This window comes from Janthinobacterium sp. 61 (genome assembly GCF_002846335.1).
In the GTDB taxonomy this organism is placed as follows: Bacteria; Pseudomonadota; Gammaproteobacteria; order Burkholderiales; family Burkholderiaceae_D; genus Janthinobacterium.
Genome location: NZ_PJMQ01000001.1, coordinates 1,472,657 through 1,494,284 on the forward strand (window position 1 = coordinate 1,472,657; position 21,628 = coordinate 1,494,284).

Here is a 21,628-nt window from a genome sequence, read left to right on the forward strand (position 1 = left end):
CTCGGCGCATGCTATCGAAGGTGACCAGCTTGGTGGCTTGGGCTACTTTTTGTCCCGAGTGAGAGGCGTTTCGGGGGAACTGTCAGGCGAAACACTACCCGACAGGATCTGTATTACTTCCGGCACGTTCCCGTCCTTGCAGTATTGTGGGGATATTTCGACCTTGTCGTAAAGCTCAGGCTTGATCGATGAAGGCACATGCGCGCTGAGATATTCGCCGTGGCGGCCGTGGGGAACCTTGATTCCTATATAAGTTCCGGCAGCGATCTGCGCTGATGTCAATGACGTAAGACAGCGCGGCGGGGATACGCGTAAATTCTCAACGGTGTAGATTTCGCTAACATAGCCGGCTCGGCTGTTGGGACCCAATCCCGGATCTGTCGCACATCCTGTTAGAGTTAGAACCGCAGCCGTCAATGCCGATGCTACCAATGCAAATATGTGAGTTTTCATCGCAGTCTATTTCCATGAAAGTGAGGTCACCTCGTCACTAGCCAACTTTAGTGGCGCTTTGAATGTCGTTGATGAAGACCCATCCTGTGCTGGGCTGCGCAGCCTGAATAATGAGCTGCTGCAGCGACTCAGCCAAGCCGTCGTCACAAATGAGTTCCAACTTTATTTCCGCCACTACCGGCTCGGCAAGCTCGACGGAATAGTGTTGCTGGTGCGGGTCCGCACTGGTGTACAGTCTTTGCACAGTTGAGACTGTCAGGTGATAGCAACCGATACCCGAAGTGATATCGCACATTCCGGAGTCACGCAATGCCTCGGTCACTGCGGTGATGTGATGAGGATGTACAAAAGCGTTAATCTGTTTCATGTCATGCTCCGCTAAGGGATGCCGCCCGTTGGGGCGGCAAATGGTCGATTAAGTCGCCGAAAGAGCTTTACGTTGCTTGCGATTCTCCACCCACTCGTAGAGCAGCGGAAGTAGTAAGAGGGTCAACGCCGTCGAAGTGAATAGACCGCCAACAACAACGGTGGCCAGCGGTCGCTGTGTCTCGGCCCCGACTCCGCTCGACAACAGCATCGGTACCAGACCAAAAATCGCGATCGATGCGGTCATCAGGACCGGTCGCAAACGCAATGCCGCTCCTTGCCGCACCGCGTCGCGAATCGACATGCCTTGTTCGCGCTGGTCATTCAGGAAGGTGACCAGGACTATGCCATTGAGCATGGCAACGCCAAAGACCGCGATGAATCCGATCGCCGACGGCACGGACAGGTATTGTCCCGTGATGAACAGGCCCACCACACCGCCGATTGTCGCGAAGGGCACGTTGGCGATGATGAGCGTGGCGTAGGTGAGTGAATTGAAAGCTGTGTAGAGCAAAATAAAGATCAGGCCGATGGTCAAGGGAACGATGATGGCCAGTTTGGTCATCGCTCGTTGCTGATTCTCGAAGGCACCGCCCCACTCGATCACATAGCCCTCCGGAAGCTTGACCTGTTGAGCGATTTTTGCGCTGGCTTCCTTCACGAAGCTATCTACGTCCCGGCCTTTGACGTCCATCTGGATGACCGCATAGCGCTGCAGCTGTTCCCGGCGGACGAACGAATAGCCTTCGTCGAGTTCGATTGTCGCCACATCCGACAGGGGCACCAGGGCGCCGCTCTCGGTGCGAATCGGGATGGCACTGATGCTTTGGACGCTGTTGCGAAATTCTGGCGCCAACCACACCTGGATGTCGAAGCGTCTGGTGCCCTCGATCACCGTGGACACGGCCTTGCCGCCGATACCTGCCTGGACCACATCGAGGATGTCATTGGCGTTGATCCCGTAGCGCGCTGCGGCGTCCCGGTTCACATTAATGACCAATTGCGGCTTACCCTTGTTTGCTTCGAGCGACAGATCCGCTACGCCAGGAACTTTGTCAAGTACGCCCTTGAGCTGGCCGGATAGCCGGTCCAGCGTGTTCAGGTCCTCACCATACAGCTTCAATGCCAACGTGGCGCGTACGCCTGAAATCAGCTCTTCTACGCGCATCTGGATCGGTTGGGTCGCCGAAATCACCGATGAAGGTGCGGCCTTTTCGAGCTTCTCCTGCATCGTTTTTGCCAACGTCGGCACGTTGATCTTCTCGGGCCAGGTGGCTTGCGGTTTCAGATTCACCAGCAATTCCATGTAGTTCACGTCTGCCGTATCACCTTTTTCGGCCCGTCCAATCATCGCAATGGCCGAGTCAGTTTGGGGGAACGTTTTCAGCGTCTTTTCCAGTTGCTGGGAGATGCGGATCGATTCGTCGAGCGAGGTTGATGGGATGCTGCTTACTCGGAACATGATCGTGCCTTCCTGCAAAGAAGGCATGAACTCCTTGCCCAGAAAAGGAACCAATGCAAAGGACGCGAGCAGCGCCACGACCGCTACGCTGACGACGAGCTTTTTTCGTTCCAGTGCCCAATCCAGCAATGGCAGATAGAGTCGCTTTGCATGCCGAACAACAAAGGTATCCTTCTCTTGCTTAGGTTTCAGAATCAGCGCCGACAATACGGGCACCAGCGTCAGTGTCAGTACCAGTGAACCGATCATGGCAAAGGTGATGGCCAATGCCATCGGCTTGAACATCTTGCCCTCCAATCCGGTCAGGGAGAACAAGGGCAGGAAGACGACAATGATGATCAGGATGGCAAACGCAACGGGGTTCATCACTTCGCGCGCCGCCTCAAGGATGATGTGGGTCTTGTTGACGGACTTGCCGCCTTGATGGGACAGCAAACGAAATCCATTCTCGACCAGCACGACCGCGCCGTCGACCATCATGCCGATCCCCACCGCCAAGCCGGCAAGCGACATCAAGTTCGCTGAGAGACCCCATTGCTTCATCAGGATGAAGCTGATGAGCATTGCCAACGGCAAGGTGACGATAACGACTAGGGCGGACCGGATTTCACCCAGAAACAGGAACAGAATGAGTGCAACCAGAATCGACCCTTCAATCAAAGCGCGTTCCGCCGTGGCGACTGCCTTGTCAACCAATTCGGTACGGTCATAAATGGGCTTAATCGACACGCCTTTGGGCAGCCCTTGTTGAACGACCTTGAGTTTCTCCTTCACCCCTTCAACGACAACCTTGGCATTTTCCCCGATGCGCTGCAGCGCCGTGCCAAGCACGACTTCTTTGCCATCCTTTGTTACGGCACCTGAGCGCAGGGAGGGACCTTCCTTGACCTCGGCGATATCTCGCACATAGACCGGCGTACCGTTGCGGGTCGCCAGTACCACACTGCCAATGTCTTTCACACTAGCGACCAGACCCAGGCCGCGCACCAGATATTGCTCTTGTCCGATGTTCAAATACTGCCCGCCGACCTGGCGGTTATTGGCCGTTAACGTTTCCATGACGGCTTTGAGGCTGATGCCATATTTGATTAACTGATTCGGATTGATCAGCACCTGATACTGCTTTTCATCACCGCCCCAGGATGTCACGTCATCTACGCCAGCCGCCGTGCGCAGTTTGAGCCGCACATTCCAGTCTTGCAGCGTTCGCAAGTCCATTGTCGACATGCTTTGATCAGCCGATTCGACGGTATACCAGAAGACCTGTCCCAGTCCTGAGCTATTGGCACCGAGTGTCGGCTCCCCATACCCTTCCGGTATCCGCTGTTTCGCTTCCAGCAATTTTTCGCTGACCAGTCGCCGCGCGAAATAGGTATCGACGTCATCCTTGAAATTGACACTCACATAGGACAACCCAAACAGCGAGACTGACCGAATCGCCTCCACACCGGCGAGACCAGCCATGCTCGTTTCGATCGGCGTGGTCAGCAGTTTCTCGACATCTTCGGCAGCCAGTCCTGGCGATTCCGTGTAGATATTGACCTGAACCGGGGTGACGTCGGGGAAAGCATCAACCGGCAGATCGCGCCAGGTCTTTATCCCAAAAAGAATAACAATCACGAACGCAACAATGACCAGCACCTTGTAGCGCAGCGATACATCAACAATGGTATTTAGCATAGTGGCCCCTTAATCAGCGTCGCCGATTTGCGACTTGAGCATCTTGGCCTTCAATGCATAGGCACCAGAAGTCACCACTTTTTCGCCTGGCTTGATACCCGACTTCAACACCACGTTTCCACGCAGCTTTTCGCCCAGGTCGACCGCGCGCGCCTCGAAGCCATCGTCCTCGCGCACAAATGCAGTAGGTTGTCCTTGAATTAGTACGACGGCCTGTTCGGGAAGCAGCAGCTTCTTGCTCCCACCTCCCGCCATGATCGCCGCTGTAGCGAACATGTCCAATTTCAGCTTCCCGTCTGGATTAGGAACCTCTACTCTGGCTTTGATTGTGCGCGTCTCCTTGTCCATTAGGCTGCTGATATAAGAGACCTTTCCTGTAAAGCTCTCACCGGGGTAAGCGGTCAAGGTAATGAGTGCCGCTGCGCCGGTCTTGACTCTCGCAATATCCTTCTCGTACAGGTTGACATCAATCCAAACACTGGAGAGGTCCGCTATGGCATAGAGGACCTTATCCGGCTGCGCAAGCTCACCGAGCACCGCTTTTTTTTCCACCACCGTGCCGGCAAACGGCGCGGAGACAGCAAATACAGAGGTGCCGCTTGTGGACGCCTGGTGCCCGGCGACTCCCAAGGTCTGACGCCTATCTTCCGCTGCGCGCAACACGGCCTTGGATTTCTCAAAATCTCCCTTGGCACGCAAATAATCCTTTTGTGGGATGATTTGATCGGCAAACAGCTTGTCAGCACGTTCCGCACCGGCCTTTGCCAAAGCATGTTCGCTGACCGCCTGTATGAATGCAGACTGAGCTTCTCCCACTTCAATGCTGTCGATCAACGCTAGCGTTTGACCCGACCGCACATTGTCTCCCAGATTGCCTATTACTTTGACTAGCCGACCTGCGACTCTCGGCGCGACGTGGGCAAACCGGTCTTGATTGGCACCGATCGATGCTGTCACTTCGATTTGCTCACTGACCTCTTTTTCTTGTAATGGGGCGATGGAGATGTCCGCAGCTTGAATCTCTTCAGCGGAAAGCTGTAGCTTTCCCTTTTCATGTTCGGCGCTTTCTGCCGATTTCCCTTTCTCGCTCGCCGAGTCGGCTCGCTGTCCAGCAGGCTGTTCTTGTTTAGCGGCGGTCGGTGTCGAGGATTGCCCTTTGCCGCAACCGGCGAGGGCCGCTACCAAGAGGAGCGCGCAGGCGCAACGCCATTGGAGTGAGGTCATGGATATTTTTCCGTCAGAATGTTTGGAGTTGGAGTGAATCTCTGGGCTCATCTTGGTGCCCCGGTATCGAGCCATCCGGCTGCCTGCTGCAGAGCAATACGTGTCATCCGCAGTTCGGTTTCGGCATCGATCAGGTCGCGCCGTCCATCGAGTACTTGGCGGTTTACGAGAAGGAGTTGCATCAATCCGATCTCGCCTGCCTGCAGACTCTTGAGCGACAGGCGCTGGTTTTCTTCAAGAGCGGGAAGCGCGGACAGACGCAAAGCGTTCATCCGTACAATTTGGCTCTGTAGTTTTTGCCACATCGCGTTGATGTCCGCTCCTGTGTCGCGAATAGCGCTTTGCCGCTCGATCTGTGCCTGCGTCAGATCAGTACTTGCACGCCCGATTCCGCTGGCGTTATTTCGAAATAGTGGCAACGGCAGTGACAGTGTCAATCGGGTAATCCGTTCGCGGGCATCACTAGCGCCTTCACGGGCGGTCGAAATTCCCATTGTCACGTCCGGGTAACGCGCCGCGTGCTCAAGAGAGAGGCGATGTGTCGCCGCCTGTTCGCGGTGATCGAGTACTCGCAGCTGAGGACGGTTTGCGCTTTGCTCTAGCAATTTTTCCAGTGTGTAGTCGGGCGTCGGAACATCCAGCAAACCTATCGCTTCGGGAAGCTGGCCGGGTGGCAACTGGAGGATCGTGCCCAATTCTGCACGGGCTTGTATCACCTGTTCTTGCAATGAGCCGATTTGATTTCTGGCACGAACCGCTTCGACTTGGGCCAAGTTGCCATCGAGACGGCTATCCTCGCCGGCCGTCACCCGTTTCTTGATTGCCAATGCGGTATCTTCAATGGTCTTCAGCGAGCTCTGTTCCGTTGCCGCACGTTCCTGCAGCGACAGCACTTGGACGAACCGGCGTTCTACTTCACCGCGCAACCGGAGCCGCGCCTCCTCAATCGATGCATCGAGCGCATCAAGTTCCTGTCGGGCCGCTTGGCGCCGATAACCTTGTTGGCCCGCGATTTCGACGGTTTGGGCGATGCCCACCATCCACTCGCGTTGAATGTCGGATGTCAAGCCAGCTTGGGGCACAGTGCGCCGAGTGCGTTCCAATGACAATTCCGGATTGTTACGTAGCAGGCCGCGCGCATCTGCCGCTTCGCCTTCGACCGCCGCCCGCTGTGCTAGCGCACGGCGCAGATCTGGGTTCTGTTGTTCAGCACGCAGAAACGCCTGTTCGAGCGAGAGCGAGGTTCCGGACGTCATGGCAGTAACGGCGGTTTGATCAACTGAGATTTGTATCACCCGTTCACTGGCATGGGCAGCAACGGGAATGACTAGTAGTGCCGCAAAGAGCGGCAGCATAACGACTTGCATCGAATTCTCCAACAAAACGAGGAATATTCGGCGAGAGGTCGCAATAGCGCCAACTAAAGTGTGCGCTTAGAACAGAACGCCCCCGCCAGCTCAGCTGGCGGCAGGCCATTTAGGCCGTATTGGCCCATCGGGAATGTGCGATTGGTATGCCGTGGCATCGGATAAAACGGACACAAAGTCTTGTTCTACCGGAATTAATGAATTGAAGGAGTACGCTGGTGTAGCGGCGGCAAAATTACAAAACAGGTGGCAACCTGGGCAGCAACTACGTTGATATTTGTTGGCAGTTTTCTGAGTGGGCTTATCAACGGTGGAGCGTTGTCCTGCGTTTTCAGACGCAGCCTGCGAAAGACTCGTGTCCGCCAATTCGCGTATGCCTGCTATCGCTGCCCACGCCATGTGGAGCGGCAATAAAGTCATTAGCAGGATAAGGAGCGCACGTTTCATCCCTTAATATTATACACATAAGCCTACGACTAGCAAAAGAAGATTACAATGGGAATTATTCGCATTAACCTTTCGATTTTTGAAGAAAAAACTGTATGTTCACTCTCCGCTTTTTTTCGATTGCCCTGATCTGTCTCGCGTCATCGCTGCTGCCGGTTCATGCAGATGACCTATCCACACAGAACAAAACGAAGCAGGTCTGGCAGTTGCTCGACTATATCGCTGTTGACTATCATAAATCCGTCAAGGACGGTGCGGTGGTCAACCAAGTGGAATACACTGAGATGCAGGAGTTTGCTTACACCGCGGAACGGCAACTGACAGAAATGCCGACCAGCCAGGCCCTACCAGGATTGATAAAGGACGCGGCCACGCTGCGTGCGTCCGTTGCTGAAAAAGCGCCGGCGGCGGCGGTCGGCGACCAAGCGCACGCGTTAGCTGCCGCTTTGCTCGCGATCTATCCTGTTCCGGTTGCTCCCACCAAATTGCCGGATCTGCAGCGTGGTGCAGCGCTCTACCAAAGCCAGTGCGCTTCCTGTCACGGAGTATCGGGCCATGCTGATGGCCCACTGGCCGCCACCTTGAATCCACCACCCATTGCGCTGTCGGACCACAGTCGCGCTCAAGAGCGTAGCGTGTTCGCCCTGCAGCAAATCATCACACAGGGCGTCGCGGGTACATCAATGCCAAGCTTTGCACAACTATCAGAGGATGAGCGTTGGGCTGTCGCCTATTTTGCGTCTACGCTGTCGTACTCTGGGAGTGAGCGTCAGGCAGGCGCAAAGCTATGGTCGTCACGTGCGGATCTGCACGCGGCCGTGCCCACGCTTGCCAAATTGAGCCTGACCGCCGAGGCGGCGCTTGCCAAAACCGCTGTAGGAGATGCGGCGCGGCCGTTGGTCGCCTATTTGAGAAGCACGCCGGACGCCCTCAATGCATCGGGCGCGGACAGTCTTCCGATTGCCAAGAACAAGTTAAGGGAAAGCATTGCCGCCTTGGATAGCGGAGACAAGTCGGCGGCGGCGCGGCTTGCGTTATCTGCCTATCTCGACGGATTCGAACCCGTCGAGCCGGCGCTGGCGGCCAAGAACAAGGGCTTGTTTGAGAATATCGAAAAGACCATGGGCTCTTATCGCAATGCGGTCACTACTGGGAATGTCCCGCAGGCGCATTCCATCGAGCAGCGTTTGCTGGTGTTGCTGACCGAGGCGCAATTAGCGCTCGATTCATCCAATGATCCGCTGTCGACGTTTGTGGGCGCGTTGACGATCCTGCTGCGCGAAGGGCTTGAAGCATTGTTGGTTGTAGTCGCGATGATAGCTTTTCTGAAGAAGGCTGAACGCACCGACGTTCTGCCCTATGTGCATGCCGGCTGGATGGCGGCGCTGGCGGCAGGCGGACTAACATGGGCGGTCGCCACGTACCTAGTCGACCTGAGCGGAGCTAGCCGCGAGATGACAGAGGGGTTTTCGGCCATCTTTGCCGCTATCGTTCTACTCGGCGTTGGCATCTGGATGCATCAAAAGAGTCTGGCGGGGCGCTGGCAATCCTACGTCAAACAAAAGCTGTCGTCGGCGCTGAACAAAAAATCGGCCATGATGCTGTTCCTATTGGCGTTCGTCACGGTCTATCGTGAGGTCTTTGAAACCGTCCTGTTTTACGCGGCGCTTTGGACACCAGAGAACGGTGGGTACTTACTCGCCGGCCTTGCGACCGGCACGGCAATCCTCGCTGCCATCGGTGTGATTTTATTGCGCTCGTCGGCGCGTTTGCCGATCAGCCAGTTTTTCGCGTTCAGCTCGGCTCTGGTTGCAGTGCTGGCAATTGTGCTCATGGGTAAAGGTGTCGCCGCACTGCAAAAAATTGGCTATCTGGAAATAACGCCAATCACCATGCCTCGAATTGACGTCCTAGGTGTCTACCCGTCGATGCAAACCATACTGGCGCAAGTGCTGACCCTGATGATTATTGTGGCCAGCGTTGTCTACAATATCCAGTCTCAACGGAAATCAAGTGCAAAAGCGGATGACGCCATGATGGAACGTTGACTCGGTCAAGATAATTACCGTAATCTCGTCCAAGGAAGATGACCGGCTGGAATACCGTTCGTCGTTTGGGAATTGGCACGAAGTTACTGTAAATGGCGGGGTATCGACGTTGATGCGAATCAGTTTCGTTTCGCCCTCGCACGTAGCAGGCTTCCGGCCGCGTTATCCTCGAATCGACCGGCCTCCTCGATGTAACCTTGCCCCGTGCCATCGTGGCGCCAGCCGCCTTGGCACTTGATGTCGCGGAAGTCAGCACCAGCCCGATGCGCGCTGGTGGCCGTCCCCCGCCGCAGGCTATGGCTCGACAGATCCGGTACGTAGCCAAGCCCGGCCAGCGTCGCGAGTTTTTTGAAGGGTCGGCATCCGACGCCGGGATATCATTCAGCGTCATCGCCACTGGTAAAGTGCTTGCTGATGGACTTCTGCTTCGCCGCGCGGTGAGCAACCTCGTATCGAACGCCATACGGTACACCCCAAAGGGTGAAACTATCACGCTCACGGCGACAGCTAACGACGACGGGGCCGTGGTTTCCGTTTCCAATCCTGGCCCAGTCATCATGCAGGAACACCTGCCGCGGGTGTTTGACCGGTTCTACATTTCCGATAAATCGAGGTCCAGTACGTCAGCCTCGGCTGGGCTTGGACTTTCAATCGTCAATTCCTTCATAGGGCTTCACCATGGCCGTGCCAGTGTCACGAGTGAGCTTGATGGATTTACCCAGTTCACGCTATTTTTTCCTGAGACGACTGCACCGAACGAAACAGTTTGAACTTCCCCTGAAAATTCGTCTTCCACAGGTGACGTAAAATAACGTTACTTTGGAAGACTTAGTTCCTTCGATGGCCAAGGAGCTTGGGCTGAGCGACCAGACGCTGCGCAACTAGATGAAGGCGGCCACTCGGGCCAGCTCAAGGGAGCGGACAACAAGGTGGTGACGCCGGAAGCGATGGAGGTACTTCAGTTTGTGAAATATTGGCTCAGCGCTACGCTCTGAACTTATCGAGGAAATACGCGCAACATTCCAAAGTAATTTCATGCGCTATAATACTTCGCATGGTCAAACGGTTCCTTTACATGATAGCTGTCGCATTTGCTCTCCAGATGAGCTGGGGAGTCGCGAGCGCCTATTGCATGCATGAAACCGGTAAAGCCAGCCAGCATTTCGGACATCACCAGCATGAACACAGCAAATCGAAGGATGTTTGTTGTGGAAATGCGTCTACGCCGAAAAAAACTTCGGTCCACCTCGATTGCCCATCGTGCACTCATGGATCTGTTGGTGTGCTGGCATGGACTGCCAGCTTCCTCGAACCCATGATAGTAGATCATCCGGCGCCCTTGTTGGTACCGGTACTTCCCCCTCCCTACCTCGAATTACCCGAACGCCCTCAGTGGCATGTCGCCGCCTAGTCCGGCGACACTCGTTCCTATACATCTGCACATTTTTAGCTCCCTGTAGATCGTTACGCATACGCGTAGGCGTGTCATCGCCGGATTCTTCCTATTCATTTTTTTGGAGAATTTTATGCGACTATTTTTACTGCCGCTGGGGCTTGCGCTTGCATTGGCATATCCCTTGCAGGCGACTGCACAAACGGCATATCCGCCATCTGCACCTATTATTTCAGAAGCCGCTCAGGTCGGTTCTACGCCTCTCACTCTGTCTGAGGCAATCAGGCTCGCCTTTGAGGGAAACCCGGGATTACGGGCCGCCGCGCGCGATATTGATATCGCCGCTGGTGAGCGTATCCAGGCCGGCGCACGACGCAATCCTGAACTTTCTATCCTGTCCGAGGGTTTGCAGAAAGAACAGCGGACAAGAACCGTACAGTTTAGCCAGCCTTTGGAGCTGGGCGGCAAACGTGCTGCACGCATCGTCGCTGCCGATGTCGGAAGCGAAATCGCTGCCGCTGATCTGGCTGGCTACCGCACGTCGCTGCGTGCAGACGTCGTGACGGCATTTTTCGATGTCGTGGCGGCGCAAGAGCGCTACCAACTTGCACAAGAATCGCAACAACTCGCCCAGCGCGTCAGCGATGCCGCCGCAAGACGTGTCATCGCCGGGAAAGTGTCTCCGGTAGAAGAAACGCGGGCGCGCGTCGCGGGAGCAAGCAGTAAAATTGAACTCAATCAGGCAACTAACGAGTTAACGCTTTCCAAGCGGCGCCTTGCGGCAACCTGGGGCATCCAAACACCGCAGTTCTATTCTGTGGTGGCGCTTGATATGTCATCTACTGCCATTCCGACATCGAACGAATTGCTGACACGCCTGCCAGGCGCACCCCAAACGCTGCGGGCACGGCTCGAAATCGATCGCCAGATCGCACTGGCCAAAGTCGAACGCAGCCGCCGGGTACCCGACTTGAATGTGATTGTCGGCACGCAGCGCGATGAACAACTCGGTCAAGCAGGGCCACGCCGCACCATCCTGGGTCTGTCGATCCCCCTCCCGTTCTTTGACCGCAATCAAGGCAATGTCCTTGCCGCATTGCGCCGTGCCGACAAGGCAAAGGACGAACTGAAAGTGGTGGAGAACAGGTTGACAATGGAAGTTGGCGAAGCATCGGCACGCCTCGAAGCCGCCCAGTCCGAATTGGGGATTTTACGTACCGAAATTTTGCCGGGCGCGCTCAGCGCGTATGAAGCGGCATCCAAGGGGTTTGAGTTGGGCAAGTTCGGATTTCTCGACGTACTCGATGCCCAACGCACGCTGTTCCAGGCCAAAACCCAATATGTACGAGCGCTCGCCGAATCGCATCGGGCCGCTTCAGACATTGACCGCATTCTCGGCCGCGTTGAATCGAACGGCGCATTGATCGCACCTGCGATCTCCTATCAGGAAGCAAAATGAAAACACCGAACATTGAAAAGAAAACAATAGGCGCGATTATCGGCGTTCTGGTCGTCGGCATAGCCTTGCTGATCGCTATTTTATTTACCGGGAAATCCGACAACAAGGAAGAATCCAAGGAGGCCGAAACGTCCGAGAGTGCCGACGCCAAAGGCGGTTCCGGATCCGGCTCGACAAAAAAAGGAGCACACGGTGGCAAGTTATTTGTTCAGGGAGCCACGTCGGTTGAAGTGGTCCTTGCCGAAGAAAACGGCGAGGCCCGCCATCGCCTCTGGCTGTACGAGAACGGCAAACAAATCGCCCCGGCTTCGGCCACTGCGACCGAACAAATCAAACGCGCCGACGGACAAACGCTGAACTTCGACTTTGCCGTCGACAAGGACAGCCTGCTCGCCAAAGGCAGCATCGCCGAGCCACATATCTTCGACGCGTTCATTACCGTGCGCAAGGGTGGCGCGGCGATTCAGATCAAGATCCAGAGCGAGGAAGGCAAAATCGAGCTGAGCGCGGCCCAAATCAAAACCGCCGGTGTGGTCATGGCGACCGCCGGCGGGGCCAAGATCAACAGTGTGTTTCAACTGGCCGGCGAAATACGGTTTAATGAAGACCGTACCGCGCACGTCGTGCCGCGGCTGCAAGGGGTCGTCGAAAGTGTCGCGGTCGAGTTGGGACAGCAGGTCAAAAAGGGACAAGTTTTGGCGGTCATCGCCAGCACGGTACTGTCGGAAATGCGTAGCGAGTCACTTGGCGCCCAGAAGCGCCTGGCCTTGGCGAAACTGACGTATGAGCGCGAGAAGAAGCTCTGGGAAGACAAGATCTCTGCCGAGCAAGATTATCTGCAAGCTCAGCAGAGCCTGCGCGAGGCCGAAATCGCTTCACAAAATGCGACGCAAAAAATCGCCGCCATCGGTGCCTCCACCGGAACTTCGGGCGCATTGAGCCGTTTTGAACTGCGCGCCCCGTTCGACGGCGCTATTGTGGAAAAGCACATTACCCTGGGCGAGTCCGTCACGGCGGAAGCGATGGTGTTTACCATCGCCGACCTGTCCACCGTCTGGGCCGAGATCATTGTCCCGGCCAAGGATATTGGCGCTGTGCGAGTCGGCACGAAAGCCATCGTGAAAGCGACCTCCATGGATTCCGAGGCAAGCGGCGTCGTGTCATACGTTGGATCGCTGCTGGGCGAACAAACCCGCACCGCCAAAGCACGCGTTACCCTGGCCAATCCGAAGCTGGCATGGCGCCCGGGCCTGTTCGTGAACGTCGAACTCACGTCCGATGAGCGCGATGTTGCAGTGGCAGTGTCGAGCGAGGCGATCCAGACGGTGGGCGAAAGTCCTGCTGTGTACATCGGTATCGAGGGTGGCTTCTTTGCCCAGCCAGTGGAAACCGGCCGCAGCGACGGTAAATATACCGAGATCGTCAAAGGCCTTGTCGCCGGTACGGTCTATGCGGCAAAAGGTAGCTTCGTCCTCAAGGCGGAGCAGGGCAAAGACAGCGCCGAACATGCACATTAAGCCGGAGAGAACTCATGTTTGAACGCATAATCCGTTTTTCCATTGAACACCGATGGTTGGTGATGCTTGCCGTTATTGCAATGATGGGCGTTGGTATATTCAGCTACCAAAAACTGCCCATCGACGCGGTGCCGGATATCACCAACGTCCAGGTGCAAATCAATACGTCGGCAGCGGGCTACTCACCGCTCGAAGTCGAACAACGCGTGACGTTTCCTATTGAAACAGTGATGGCCGGCTTACCCGACCTCGACCAGACACGCTCCCTGTCACGTTACGGCCTGTCGCAAATCACCGTGATCTTCAAGGACGGCACGGATATTTACTTCGCGCGGCAACTGGTTAACCAGCGGCTGCAGGAAGCGCGCGAGCGCCTGCCTCAAGGCGTATCGCCAGTGCTCGGTCCTATTTCTACAGGCCTGGGCGAAATCTACCTGTGGACGGTGGAAAGCGAGCCAAATGCAAAAAAAACGGATGGCCAGCCCTACACGCCGACCGATTTGCGCGAGATCCAGGATTGGATCATCAAGCCGCAATTGCGCAATGTGACAGGTGTTACGGAAATTAACTCGATCGGCGGTTACGCGAAGGAATACCACGTCACCCCGAATCCAACAAAATTGTCCTCTTATGGTCTGACTTTCCAGGACATCGTCACCGCGCTCGACAGCAACAACAATAACGTCGGCGCCGGCTATATCGAAAAACGCGGCGAGCAATTCCTGATACGCGCGCCGGGCCAAGTCAAGTCGCTCGACGATATGCGCAATGTCATTCTCAACACAGTACAGGGCGTGCCGATCCGCATCCGCGACGTCGCTGAAGTTGAAGTGGGTCGTGAGCTGCGCACCGGCGCGGCAACCGACAACGGCCGCGAAGTCGTACTCGGTACCGTATTCATGCTCATAGGCCAGAATAGCCGCATTGTGTCGCAGGCGGTCGATAAAAAAATGGAGGAAATTAATCGTACCTTGCCCGCTGGCGTCAAGGCGGTGACGGTCTACGACCGTACTGTCTTGGTGGATAAAGCAATCAATACCGTCAAGAAAAACTTGCTCGAAGGCGCGGTACTGGTAATTGCCGTGCTGTTCCTTTTCCTCGGCAATATTCGGGCCGCACTGATCACCGCGATGGTCATTCCGCTGGCCATGCTTTTCACCTTTACCGGGATGGTTACCTATAAGGTCAGCGCAAATCTGATGAGCCTTGGCGCCCTGGATTTCGGCATCATTATCGATGGCGCCGTTGTGATCGTCGAAAACTGCGTACGCCGGCTTGCGCATGCCCAAGCACACCACCAGCGTGCACTGACCCGCTCGGAGCGCTTTCATGAGGTATTCGCGGCGGCGAAAGAAGCGCGCCGTCCTTTGTTGTTCGGCCAACTCATCATCATGATCGTCTACATCCCCATCTTTGCGCTCACTGGCGTGGAAGGGAAAATGTTTCATCCGATGGCGTTTACGGTAGTTGCCGCTCTGCTGGGTGCGATGATCCTGTCCCTGACATTCATTCCGGCTGCTGTTGCCCTGTTCATCGGCAAGCATGTCGCTGAAAAAGAAAACCGTCTGATGGAGTACGCCAAGCGAATCTATACCCCGCTGTTGGCGAAGGTCATGCTTAACAAGGCAGTCGTGGTAACGGCCTCTGTCGTACTCATTATCCTTTCGGGCGCTCTCGCAAGCCGAATGGGCAGCGAGTTTGTACCGAATCTCAATGAGGGCGATTTTGCCATCCAATCGCTGCGTATTCCAGGCACCAGCCTGACACAATCGCTCGACATGCAGAAAAAGCTCGAAGCCGGCTTGAAAGCCAAGTTTCCAGAGATCGATCGCGTGTTTGCTCGTACTGGTACTGCGGAAATCGCCTCCGATCCCATGCCGCCGAATATTTCGGATGGTTATGTGATGCTCAAGCCTGAAAAAGACTGGCCTGCCCCGAAGAAAACACGGGCCGAGGTGCTGGCCGCAGTGCAGGCCGAGGCAGCAACGTACGCCGGTAACAGCTATGAGTTTTCACAGCCAATCCAACTGCGCTTCAATGAACTCATTTCCGGCGTGCGCAGTGACGTCGCAGTGAAAATTTACGGCGACGACATGGACGTGCTAAACGCCACCGCAGCACAAATCGCCGCGGTGATCGGCCGCATTCCCGGCGCGGCGGAGGTCAAGACCGAGCAAACGTCGGGATTACCGATGCTGACAGTAAATATCGACAGAGAAAAGACGGCGCGTTATGGCCTCAATGTCGGCGCGGTACAAGAGGCCCTGGCCATCGCCACAGGGGGACGCAACGCCGGAACCGTATTCGAGGGCGATCGCCGTTTCGATATCATCGTGCGCCTGCCGGAAAACCTGCGCACCGATCTGGAAGCACTCAAGCGCTTGCCCATCCCACTTGCCCGCGCCGCAGGCAAGGATGGCGTTCCAGGGGAAGTAAGCTTTATTCCTTTGGCCGAAGTGGCAACACTCGATTTTGCACCCGGACCCAACCAGATCAGCCGGGAAAACGGCAAGCGGCGCATCGTCGTCAGTGCCAACGTGCGCGGACGAGACATCGGCACCTTTGTTCCTGAAGCCGAACAGCTGATACAGAGAGAAGTCAAAATCCCGCCAGGCTATTGGATGACGTGGGGCGGTACCTTCGAACAATTACAATCGGCCACCCAGCGACTGCAGCTGGTAGTGCCGCTTGCACTGTTCCTGGTCTTTACCTTGCTATTTGTGATGTTTAACAACGCAAAGGATGGATTGATCGTGTTTACCGGAATTCCATTTGCCTTGACGGGTGGCATCCTGGCGCTCTGGCTGCGCGATATCCCGCTGTCGATTTCCGCTGCGGTGGGCTTCATCGCCTTGTCGGGAGTCGCGGTACTCAACGGCTTGGTGATGATTTCCTTCATCCGTACGCTGCGCGAGGAGGGTATGTCCCTTGATCAGGCGATCACGACGGGGGCACTGACACGCCTGCGGCCGGTGTTGATGACCGCGCTGGTGGCCTCGCTGGGATTCATTCCAATGGCGATCGCAACCGGCACCGGCGCCGAGGTGCAGCAGCCACTGGCGACAGTCGTTATCGGAGGGATTATTTCCTCGACACTGCTCACTTTACTGGTGTTGCCGCTGCTGTATCGCTTGGCGCATGGCAAGGACGACGATGCAGAACCGGTCGGCATCCACAAAAAGGATCCCATTCCAGCTTGATTTTTTGCTACCGAGCTTTTGTTTATTCGGTTTTCCACCTGGATGTTTCAACGCCCAGGTGGATCGAATTTCAGAGCGTCGGCTTGCAATACGCGAGCAAATTATTGCTGTTGATGAAATTTTCAACAGGAAAGTACGAGGAAATTAAATGAGTTACTTAAAAATAATAATAATCTTTTTGAGAGATTGTTCCATGAAAGCCATTCTATTAATTTTACTTGTATTTTTTGTCTATGACTCTGTCTCCTATTGGACCCCGGACATACGGTGGTTGCTGAGCAGATCAAACTAAAAGACAGAAAAATTTAAAAAAAACATCAAATTTTCATCGAATCCCAACCATTAACATCTTTATTTCAGTGAATGAGGGTTTCAAATGATGGATGACAGCCGCACGGCATCTCCGAAAAAAAATAATGAAAGCGTCGCCGTTGTACAGGCGAAGGACATTCATGATGAGGTCACGTGGACCGTGATCGGCACCTCGGCGCTGACGTTTCTACTCGTTGCGGGATTCGTTTTATGGCTGCATTGGTCAAGCAGGACCAAGAAATCCGATCAGAATAAAAAAGGGCATGCGGAGGCACAACCCCGAAAGCGAAAGCGCTCCCGTCGTTAGCCGGGCGCTTGCCTCCGTTTGGTGGCAATAAAGGCTCAAGATAAATGGACTTAAAGAAATGTGTGAACATGTCGGCGACGTGTGTATGAGCGCGCCAGGTGGAAAATGTGCCGATCATGTCCAGGAGATGCACATTAAAATCATTCATATCCTTATTGATCTGGTCGAACGCGCATGCTTTACTTAAAATTATTGAAGACTTGACGTATCCGCAAACCGAGGCGATAACACCAACAGGAAATAGTCGATGAGTCACCAGCCGACAAAACAGCTAGCGGTAAACAAGGCACGAAGGGCAACGCTTTTTTTTATCACGGCGTTTGCCGAATTGGCATCGATCTATTTTGCTCTCGTATGCCTATCGGCTCCTCACAGTGCCTGGTTATGGGCAGCGGTAGCATTGAGCAGCGGTATGTTTTTCGGCTTGGTCATGTTGCACCAATCTGGCAATCAGGGCATGTATTCAATCTATGGCGCCGTTTTCTGTGCCAGCGTAGCGGCTTGGTTTTGGCTCAAGTCGAATCTGCTGATTACGCCGGTCGACTGGTGCGGAATTGCAATCGCTTTATCCTGTGTCGTGCTCATCACTTGGCCGAAGCGTCGCAAGGTGCGGCCTGAGGTTGATCGGTCAGAAAAATGACAAAAAAATCCAGATAAAACAAATAGACTTTTAAAGGGGGGTAAATTGATAAGCGATCATGCCGGCGTAGTGCTCGGCGTATTGGGCTTCGCCATATTCCCCGCGATCGCCGTCGTAGCAGGCGGTCTGGTGGCATTCGTATACCTCCCCCGAAAAGCAGTGCGCAGTGGCATCCAGCACTTCGCTGCCGGACTTATTTTTTGCGTACTGGCCACCGAATTATTGCCTGATCTGGCCCACAGGCGCATGCCGCTGTGGACCATCGTGGGGTTTTCATTGGGCTTCATCACGATGGTAGCGATTAAGTTCTTTTCTGAAAATGCCAAGATGGAAGGTAAGTCTTCGCCAAAGTTGTCCATGGGTTTGCTTGCCGCGATGGGAATCGATATCGCGCTTGATGGACTGCTTATTGGGCTTGGATTTGCTGCAGGAAAAAAGCAAGGCTTGCTGCTCACCATCGCTATGACGTTGGAAGTATTTTTTCTTGGCCTGGCATGTGCCACGTCGCTAAGCGCAAATTCCGAACCACGCGGGCGGATGATCTGGATTCCCGTGCTGCTCGGCGCTTTGCTTCTTGCCGGTGCGGCCGAGGGGGCGATCGCGTTGACCGTGCTGCCTTCGGCGGCGCTCGACGCACTGCTCGCTTTTGGCGTCGCAGCCTTACTGTACCTGGTGACCGAAGAGCTGCTGGTCGAAGCGCACGAGGCTCCTGGAGCTGGTGAGCAGCCCCCTGTCATGCTCATCGGCTTCATGCAGACAGGGATGTTTTTCATCGGCTTCATCGTATTGCTCATCGTAGGGATGATTCTTTAGCGGCAGTATACCGACAGCGGCGCCATAGATGCCGCGCCGGATAAGTTTTAAACATGGCCGGCGTTGTCAGCCGGTGGCCAACTATTACCCTTAAAAGAAAGTAAAAAATTCGATGACCACAGAAACCAAAGTTCGCCTAGACCTGCCCCTTGTGCTACCCGACGTGCGCGATGCAGGCGACCGTTGCGTGGAACGACTGACGAGATTGTTGACCGGTCGCCCTGGCATTGAACAGGTGCATATCACGGGCGTCGATGCGGGCAAGCCTACCTTGTGTGTCCACTATGACCCCGAGGTAATGACTTTGCAGCGCGTGCGCGACTTCGTGAGCGCGGCCGGAGCACAGTTGACATCCAAGTATGTACATCTTTCGCTGCGCACGAGCGCCGCCCTGCATGCGCGTGCGGCCAGAACCTTGGCTGAGAACCTACGCCGCATGCCTGGCGTGTTCGAGGCCGATGTAGCGCCCTCAGGGGCCGTCAGGGTCGAATATGACCGCACACTCGTTTCAGAAACGGTCTTGCGCGATAAAATCTCAGATCCAGAACTATCCGTTTCTGGATCGAGTGGCGCGCAGCCGGGAGCGAACAGCATACCGCCGGGACAACCCGCGCATGAAGAAAGGGACGGCGGTAGCAGTACGGCTCGCCACAAGGACGGCGTGCAAGCAAACAACCATGCAGACCACAAGCATGCCGACAGCGACTCCAAGGACAGCCATGCGAATAACGATCATGCCCATGGCGGGCCGTCCGGCGAAAATTCGGAACTCATCTTTGCAGGTATTGCCGGCATCATGCTCTTGTCAGGTTGGGCAATAGGCCGTCTGGCATTCGGTCCCGATTGGCTGCCAACAGCCATGTTTATCGCGGCGTATTTTTTTGGCGGTTATTTCACCGTCAAGGAAGCTATCGACAATTTACTTGCACGCCGCTTCGAGATCGACACCTTGATGCTCGTTGCGGCCATCGGCGCCGCCGCTTTGGGAAAATGGGCGGAAGGTTCGCTGTTGCTCTTTTTATTCAGCCTAGGGCATTCGCTGGAGCATTATGCGATGGGACGTGCACGCCGAGCGATTGAAGCCTTAGCAAAATTGGCGCCTGAAACGGCCAGCGTGCGCAGGGATGGCAAAGTGGTTGACGTACCCGTAGCTGAGCTACAACTGGGCGATATCGTTATTGTCCTACCGAACGAACGTCTCGCAGCAGATGGCGTCGTTACGAAAGGCACGACCAGCGTGAACCAGGCACCGGTGACGGGGGAAAGTGTTCCAACCGACAAACAGCCGACAGACAATCCTAAGGAGGCGGTATTGGCCTTTGATAAGGTTGCTGCTGAAAATCGAGTCTTTGCAGGAACCATCAATGGCAGCGGGGCTATTGAAGTGATGGTTGCCAGGCGTGCAGATCAATCGACTATGGCCCGCGTGGTAAAAATGGTCACCGATGCCGAGACACAGCGCTCTCCGACGCAAAACTTTACCGAGCGCTTCGAACGTATTTTTGTACCGGTGGTCCTGGGACTGGTAACCCTGCTCTTGTTCGCCTGGGTCGTTGTTGATGAATCATTCGCCGAAAGTTTCTACCGCGCCATGGCGGTACTGGTCGCGGCAAGTCCTTGCGCGTTGGCGATCTCGGTGCCGAGCGCTGTCTTGAGCGGTGTCGCGCGCGCCGCGCGCGGCGGCGTTCTTGTAAAGGGCGGTGCGCCGCTGGAAAATCTGGGTACCCTGACCTCTATTGCCTTTGATAAAACTGGCACCCTCACCGAAGGTAAACCGAAATTGACGGATGCGATCGCAGCCGCAGGGGCGACCGAAGACGAACTGTTATCGGTGGCGATGGCGATCGAGGAACAGAGCGATCATCCGCTGGCGTCCGCGGTCGTGGCCGGCGCGAAGGAACGGTTGGGCGACAAGCCAGCGACCGTGCAGGCATCCGATATCAAGAGTATTACGGGCCGTGGGGTGCAAGCCATGGTGGACGGCGAATTGGTCCATATTGGCAAGCCGGCGCTTTTTTCGGAGATCGACGGCCAGCCGTTGCCGGCGGACGTCGAAGAGTCGAACAGTAAATTGGTGGTGACTGGACGCACGACGATGATAGTACGCAAAGGGCAGCGCTTTCTTGGCGTATTGGGTGTCATGGACACGCCGCGTCCGGTTGCCAGCGACGTCATGGCGGCGCTGCGCAAACTTGGCATTGAACGGCTGATCATGATTTCCGGCGACAACCAGCAAGTCGCCGACGCGGTCGCCAAAAGTGTCGGCCTGACGGAAGCCCGCGGCGATCTCATGCCTGAGAAAAAAGTCGAGGCCATCAAGGAACTGCGCCAGAAACACGGCAAGGTGGCAATGGTCGGCGATGGTGTGAACGATGCGCCGGCGATGGCCAATGCGACGGTTGGTATTGCCATGGGCGCCGCCGGCTCGGATGTCGCGTTGGAAACGGCCGATGTTGCGCTGATGGCAGACGACCTGGCGCAGTTGCCGTTTGCCGTCGGCCTCTCGCGCAGTACGAGCCGCATCATCAAGCAGAACCTATGGGTCAGCCTTGGCGTCGTCGCAGTCCTGATACCAGCCACCATCTTTGGTTTGAACATCGGAACGGCTGTCATTTTTCATGAAGGATCCACGCTACTGGTCGTCATCAATGCCCTGCGTCTGCTTGCGTATGGCGACGTGAAACTAAAACCCACATCCGCTTGAACAAGGTCAAGGCGCCTTTGGGTACCTGACAGACCGCTACAGTGAACGGAACGAACAGGCGCGAACGCGATTGACAGGCAAATCGAACGCATCTAACGACCGCCGCCGAAGTCGCCATTCGACGGCCCGCGGCGCTGGCGGATTCGCCCCCATGGGGTGCATGTCCTCTGGCACGCCGAAAAAAATGCAAGTTGTCAAGTACCCGGCATGAATATAGAATTATTAATATTGAAAAT

Annotated in this window: 13 protein-coding genes; 9 read left to right on the forward strand and 4 right to left on the reverse strand. The window is 55.5% G+C overall.

All coding sequences use genetic code 11. The annotated features are described in order from the left end of the window. Nucleotides 1-490: 490 nt before the first annotated feature. The 4 genes from CLU92_RS06835 to CLU92_RS06850 are packed head-to-tail and all read right to left on the reverse strand — an operon-like array spanning nucleotide 491 to nucleotide 6,552. A complete protein-coding gene (locus tag CLU92_RS06835) occupies nucleotides 491-820 on the reverse strand; it encodes a P-II family nitrogen regulator (RefSeq protein WP_071080219.1) in 330 nt (109 codons plus the stop codon). A gap of 48 nt (nucleotides 821-868) precedes the next feature. Then, nucleotides 869-3,961, reverse strand: a complete 3,093-nt coding sequence (locus CLU92_RS06840) for an efflux RND transporter permease subunit (RefSeq protein ID WP_071080220.1) — start codon at nucleotides 3,959-3,961, stop codon at nucleotides 869-871. 9 nt (nucleotides 3,962-3,970) lie between these two features. Then, a complete protein-coding gene (locus CLU92_RS06845; protein WP_071080542.1) occupies nucleotides 3,971-5,185 on the reverse strand; it encodes an efflux RND transporter periplasmic adaptor subunit in 1,215 nt (404 codons plus the stop codon). 47 nt (nucleotides 5,186-5,232) lie between these two features. After that, entirely contained in the window at nucleotides 5,233-6,552 is a 1,320-nt protein-coding gene (locus CLU92_RS06850; protein WP_101481277.1) for a TolC family protein, read from the reverse strand. A gap of 542 nt (nucleotides 6,553-7,094) precedes the next feature. On the opposite strand from CLU92_RS06850, the gene CLU92_RS06855 reads away from it, so the two are divergent. The 9 genes from CLU92_RS06855 (at nucleotide 7,095) to CLU92_RS06900 (ending at nucleotide 21,392) form a co-directional block, all read left to right on the forward strand. Then, complete coding sequence (locus CLU92_RS06855; protein ID WP_071080221.1) at nucleotides 7,095-9,047, forward strand: FTR1 family protein; 1,953 nt, start codon at nucleotides 7,095-7,097, stop codon at nucleotides 9,045-9,047. 227 nt (nucleotides 9,048-9,274) lie between these two features. Continuing rightward, a complete protein-coding gene (locus tag CLU92_RS06865; protein ID WP_257561005.1) occupies nucleotides 9,275-9,817 on the forward strand; it encodes a cell wall metabolism sensor histidine kinase WalK in 543 nt (180 codons plus the stop codon). Nucleotides 9,818-10,573: 756 nt separating this feature from the next. Then, nucleotides 10,574-11,899: a TolC family protein gene (locus tag CLU92_RS06870; protein WP_071080223.1), complete on the forward strand. Its 1,326-nt coding sequence runs from the start codon at nucleotides 10,574-10,576 to the stop codon at nucleotides 11,897-11,899. Beyond that, nucleotides 11,896-13,416, forward strand: coding sequence for an efflux RND transporter periplasmic adaptor subunit (locus CLU92_RS06875; RefSeq protein WP_071080224.1), 1,521 nt, complete (start codon nucleotides 11,896-11,898; stop codon nucleotides 13,414-13,416). The genes CLU92_RS06870 and CLU92_RS06875 overlap by 4 nt, the downstream gene beginning before the upstream one ends. Nucleotides 13,417-13,430: 14 nt before the next feature. Beyond that, nucleotides 13,431-16,616, forward strand: a complete 3,186-nt coding sequence (locus CLU92_RS06880; protein WP_071080225.1) for a CusA/CzcA family heavy metal efflux RND transporter — start codon at nucleotides 13,431-13,433, stop codon at nucleotides 16,614-16,616. A gap of 376 nt (nucleotides 16,617-16,992) precedes the next feature. After that, entirely contained in the window at nucleotides 16,993-17,235 is a 243-nt protein-coding gene (locus tag CLU92_RS27425; RefSeq protein ID WP_071080226.1) for a hypothetical protein, read from the forward strand. A gap of 247 nt (nucleotides 17,236-17,482) precedes the next feature. Beyond that, nucleotides 17,483-17,875 carry a hypothetical protein gene (locus tag CLU92_RS06890; RefSeq protein WP_081344992.1) on the forward strand — a complete coding sequence of 131 codons (393 nt, stop codon included), beginning with the start codon at nucleotides 17,483-17,485 and terminating at the stop codon, nucleotides 17,873-17,875. Between the two features lie 45 nt (nucleotides 17,876-17,920). Then, nucleotides 17,921-18,688: a ZIP family metal transporter gene (locus CLU92_RS06895; protein ID WP_242428561.1), complete on the forward strand. Its 768-nt coding sequence runs from the start codon at nucleotides 17,921-17,923 to the stop codon at nucleotides 18,686-18,688. Between the two features lie 112 nt (nucleotides 18,689-18,800). Beyond that, entirely contained in the window at nucleotides 18,801-21,392 is a 2,592-nt protein-coding gene (locus CLU92_RS06900) for a heavy metal translocating P-type ATPase (RefSeq protein ID WP_101481278.1), read from the forward strand. Nucleotides 21,393-21,628 lie beyond the last annotated feature (236 nt).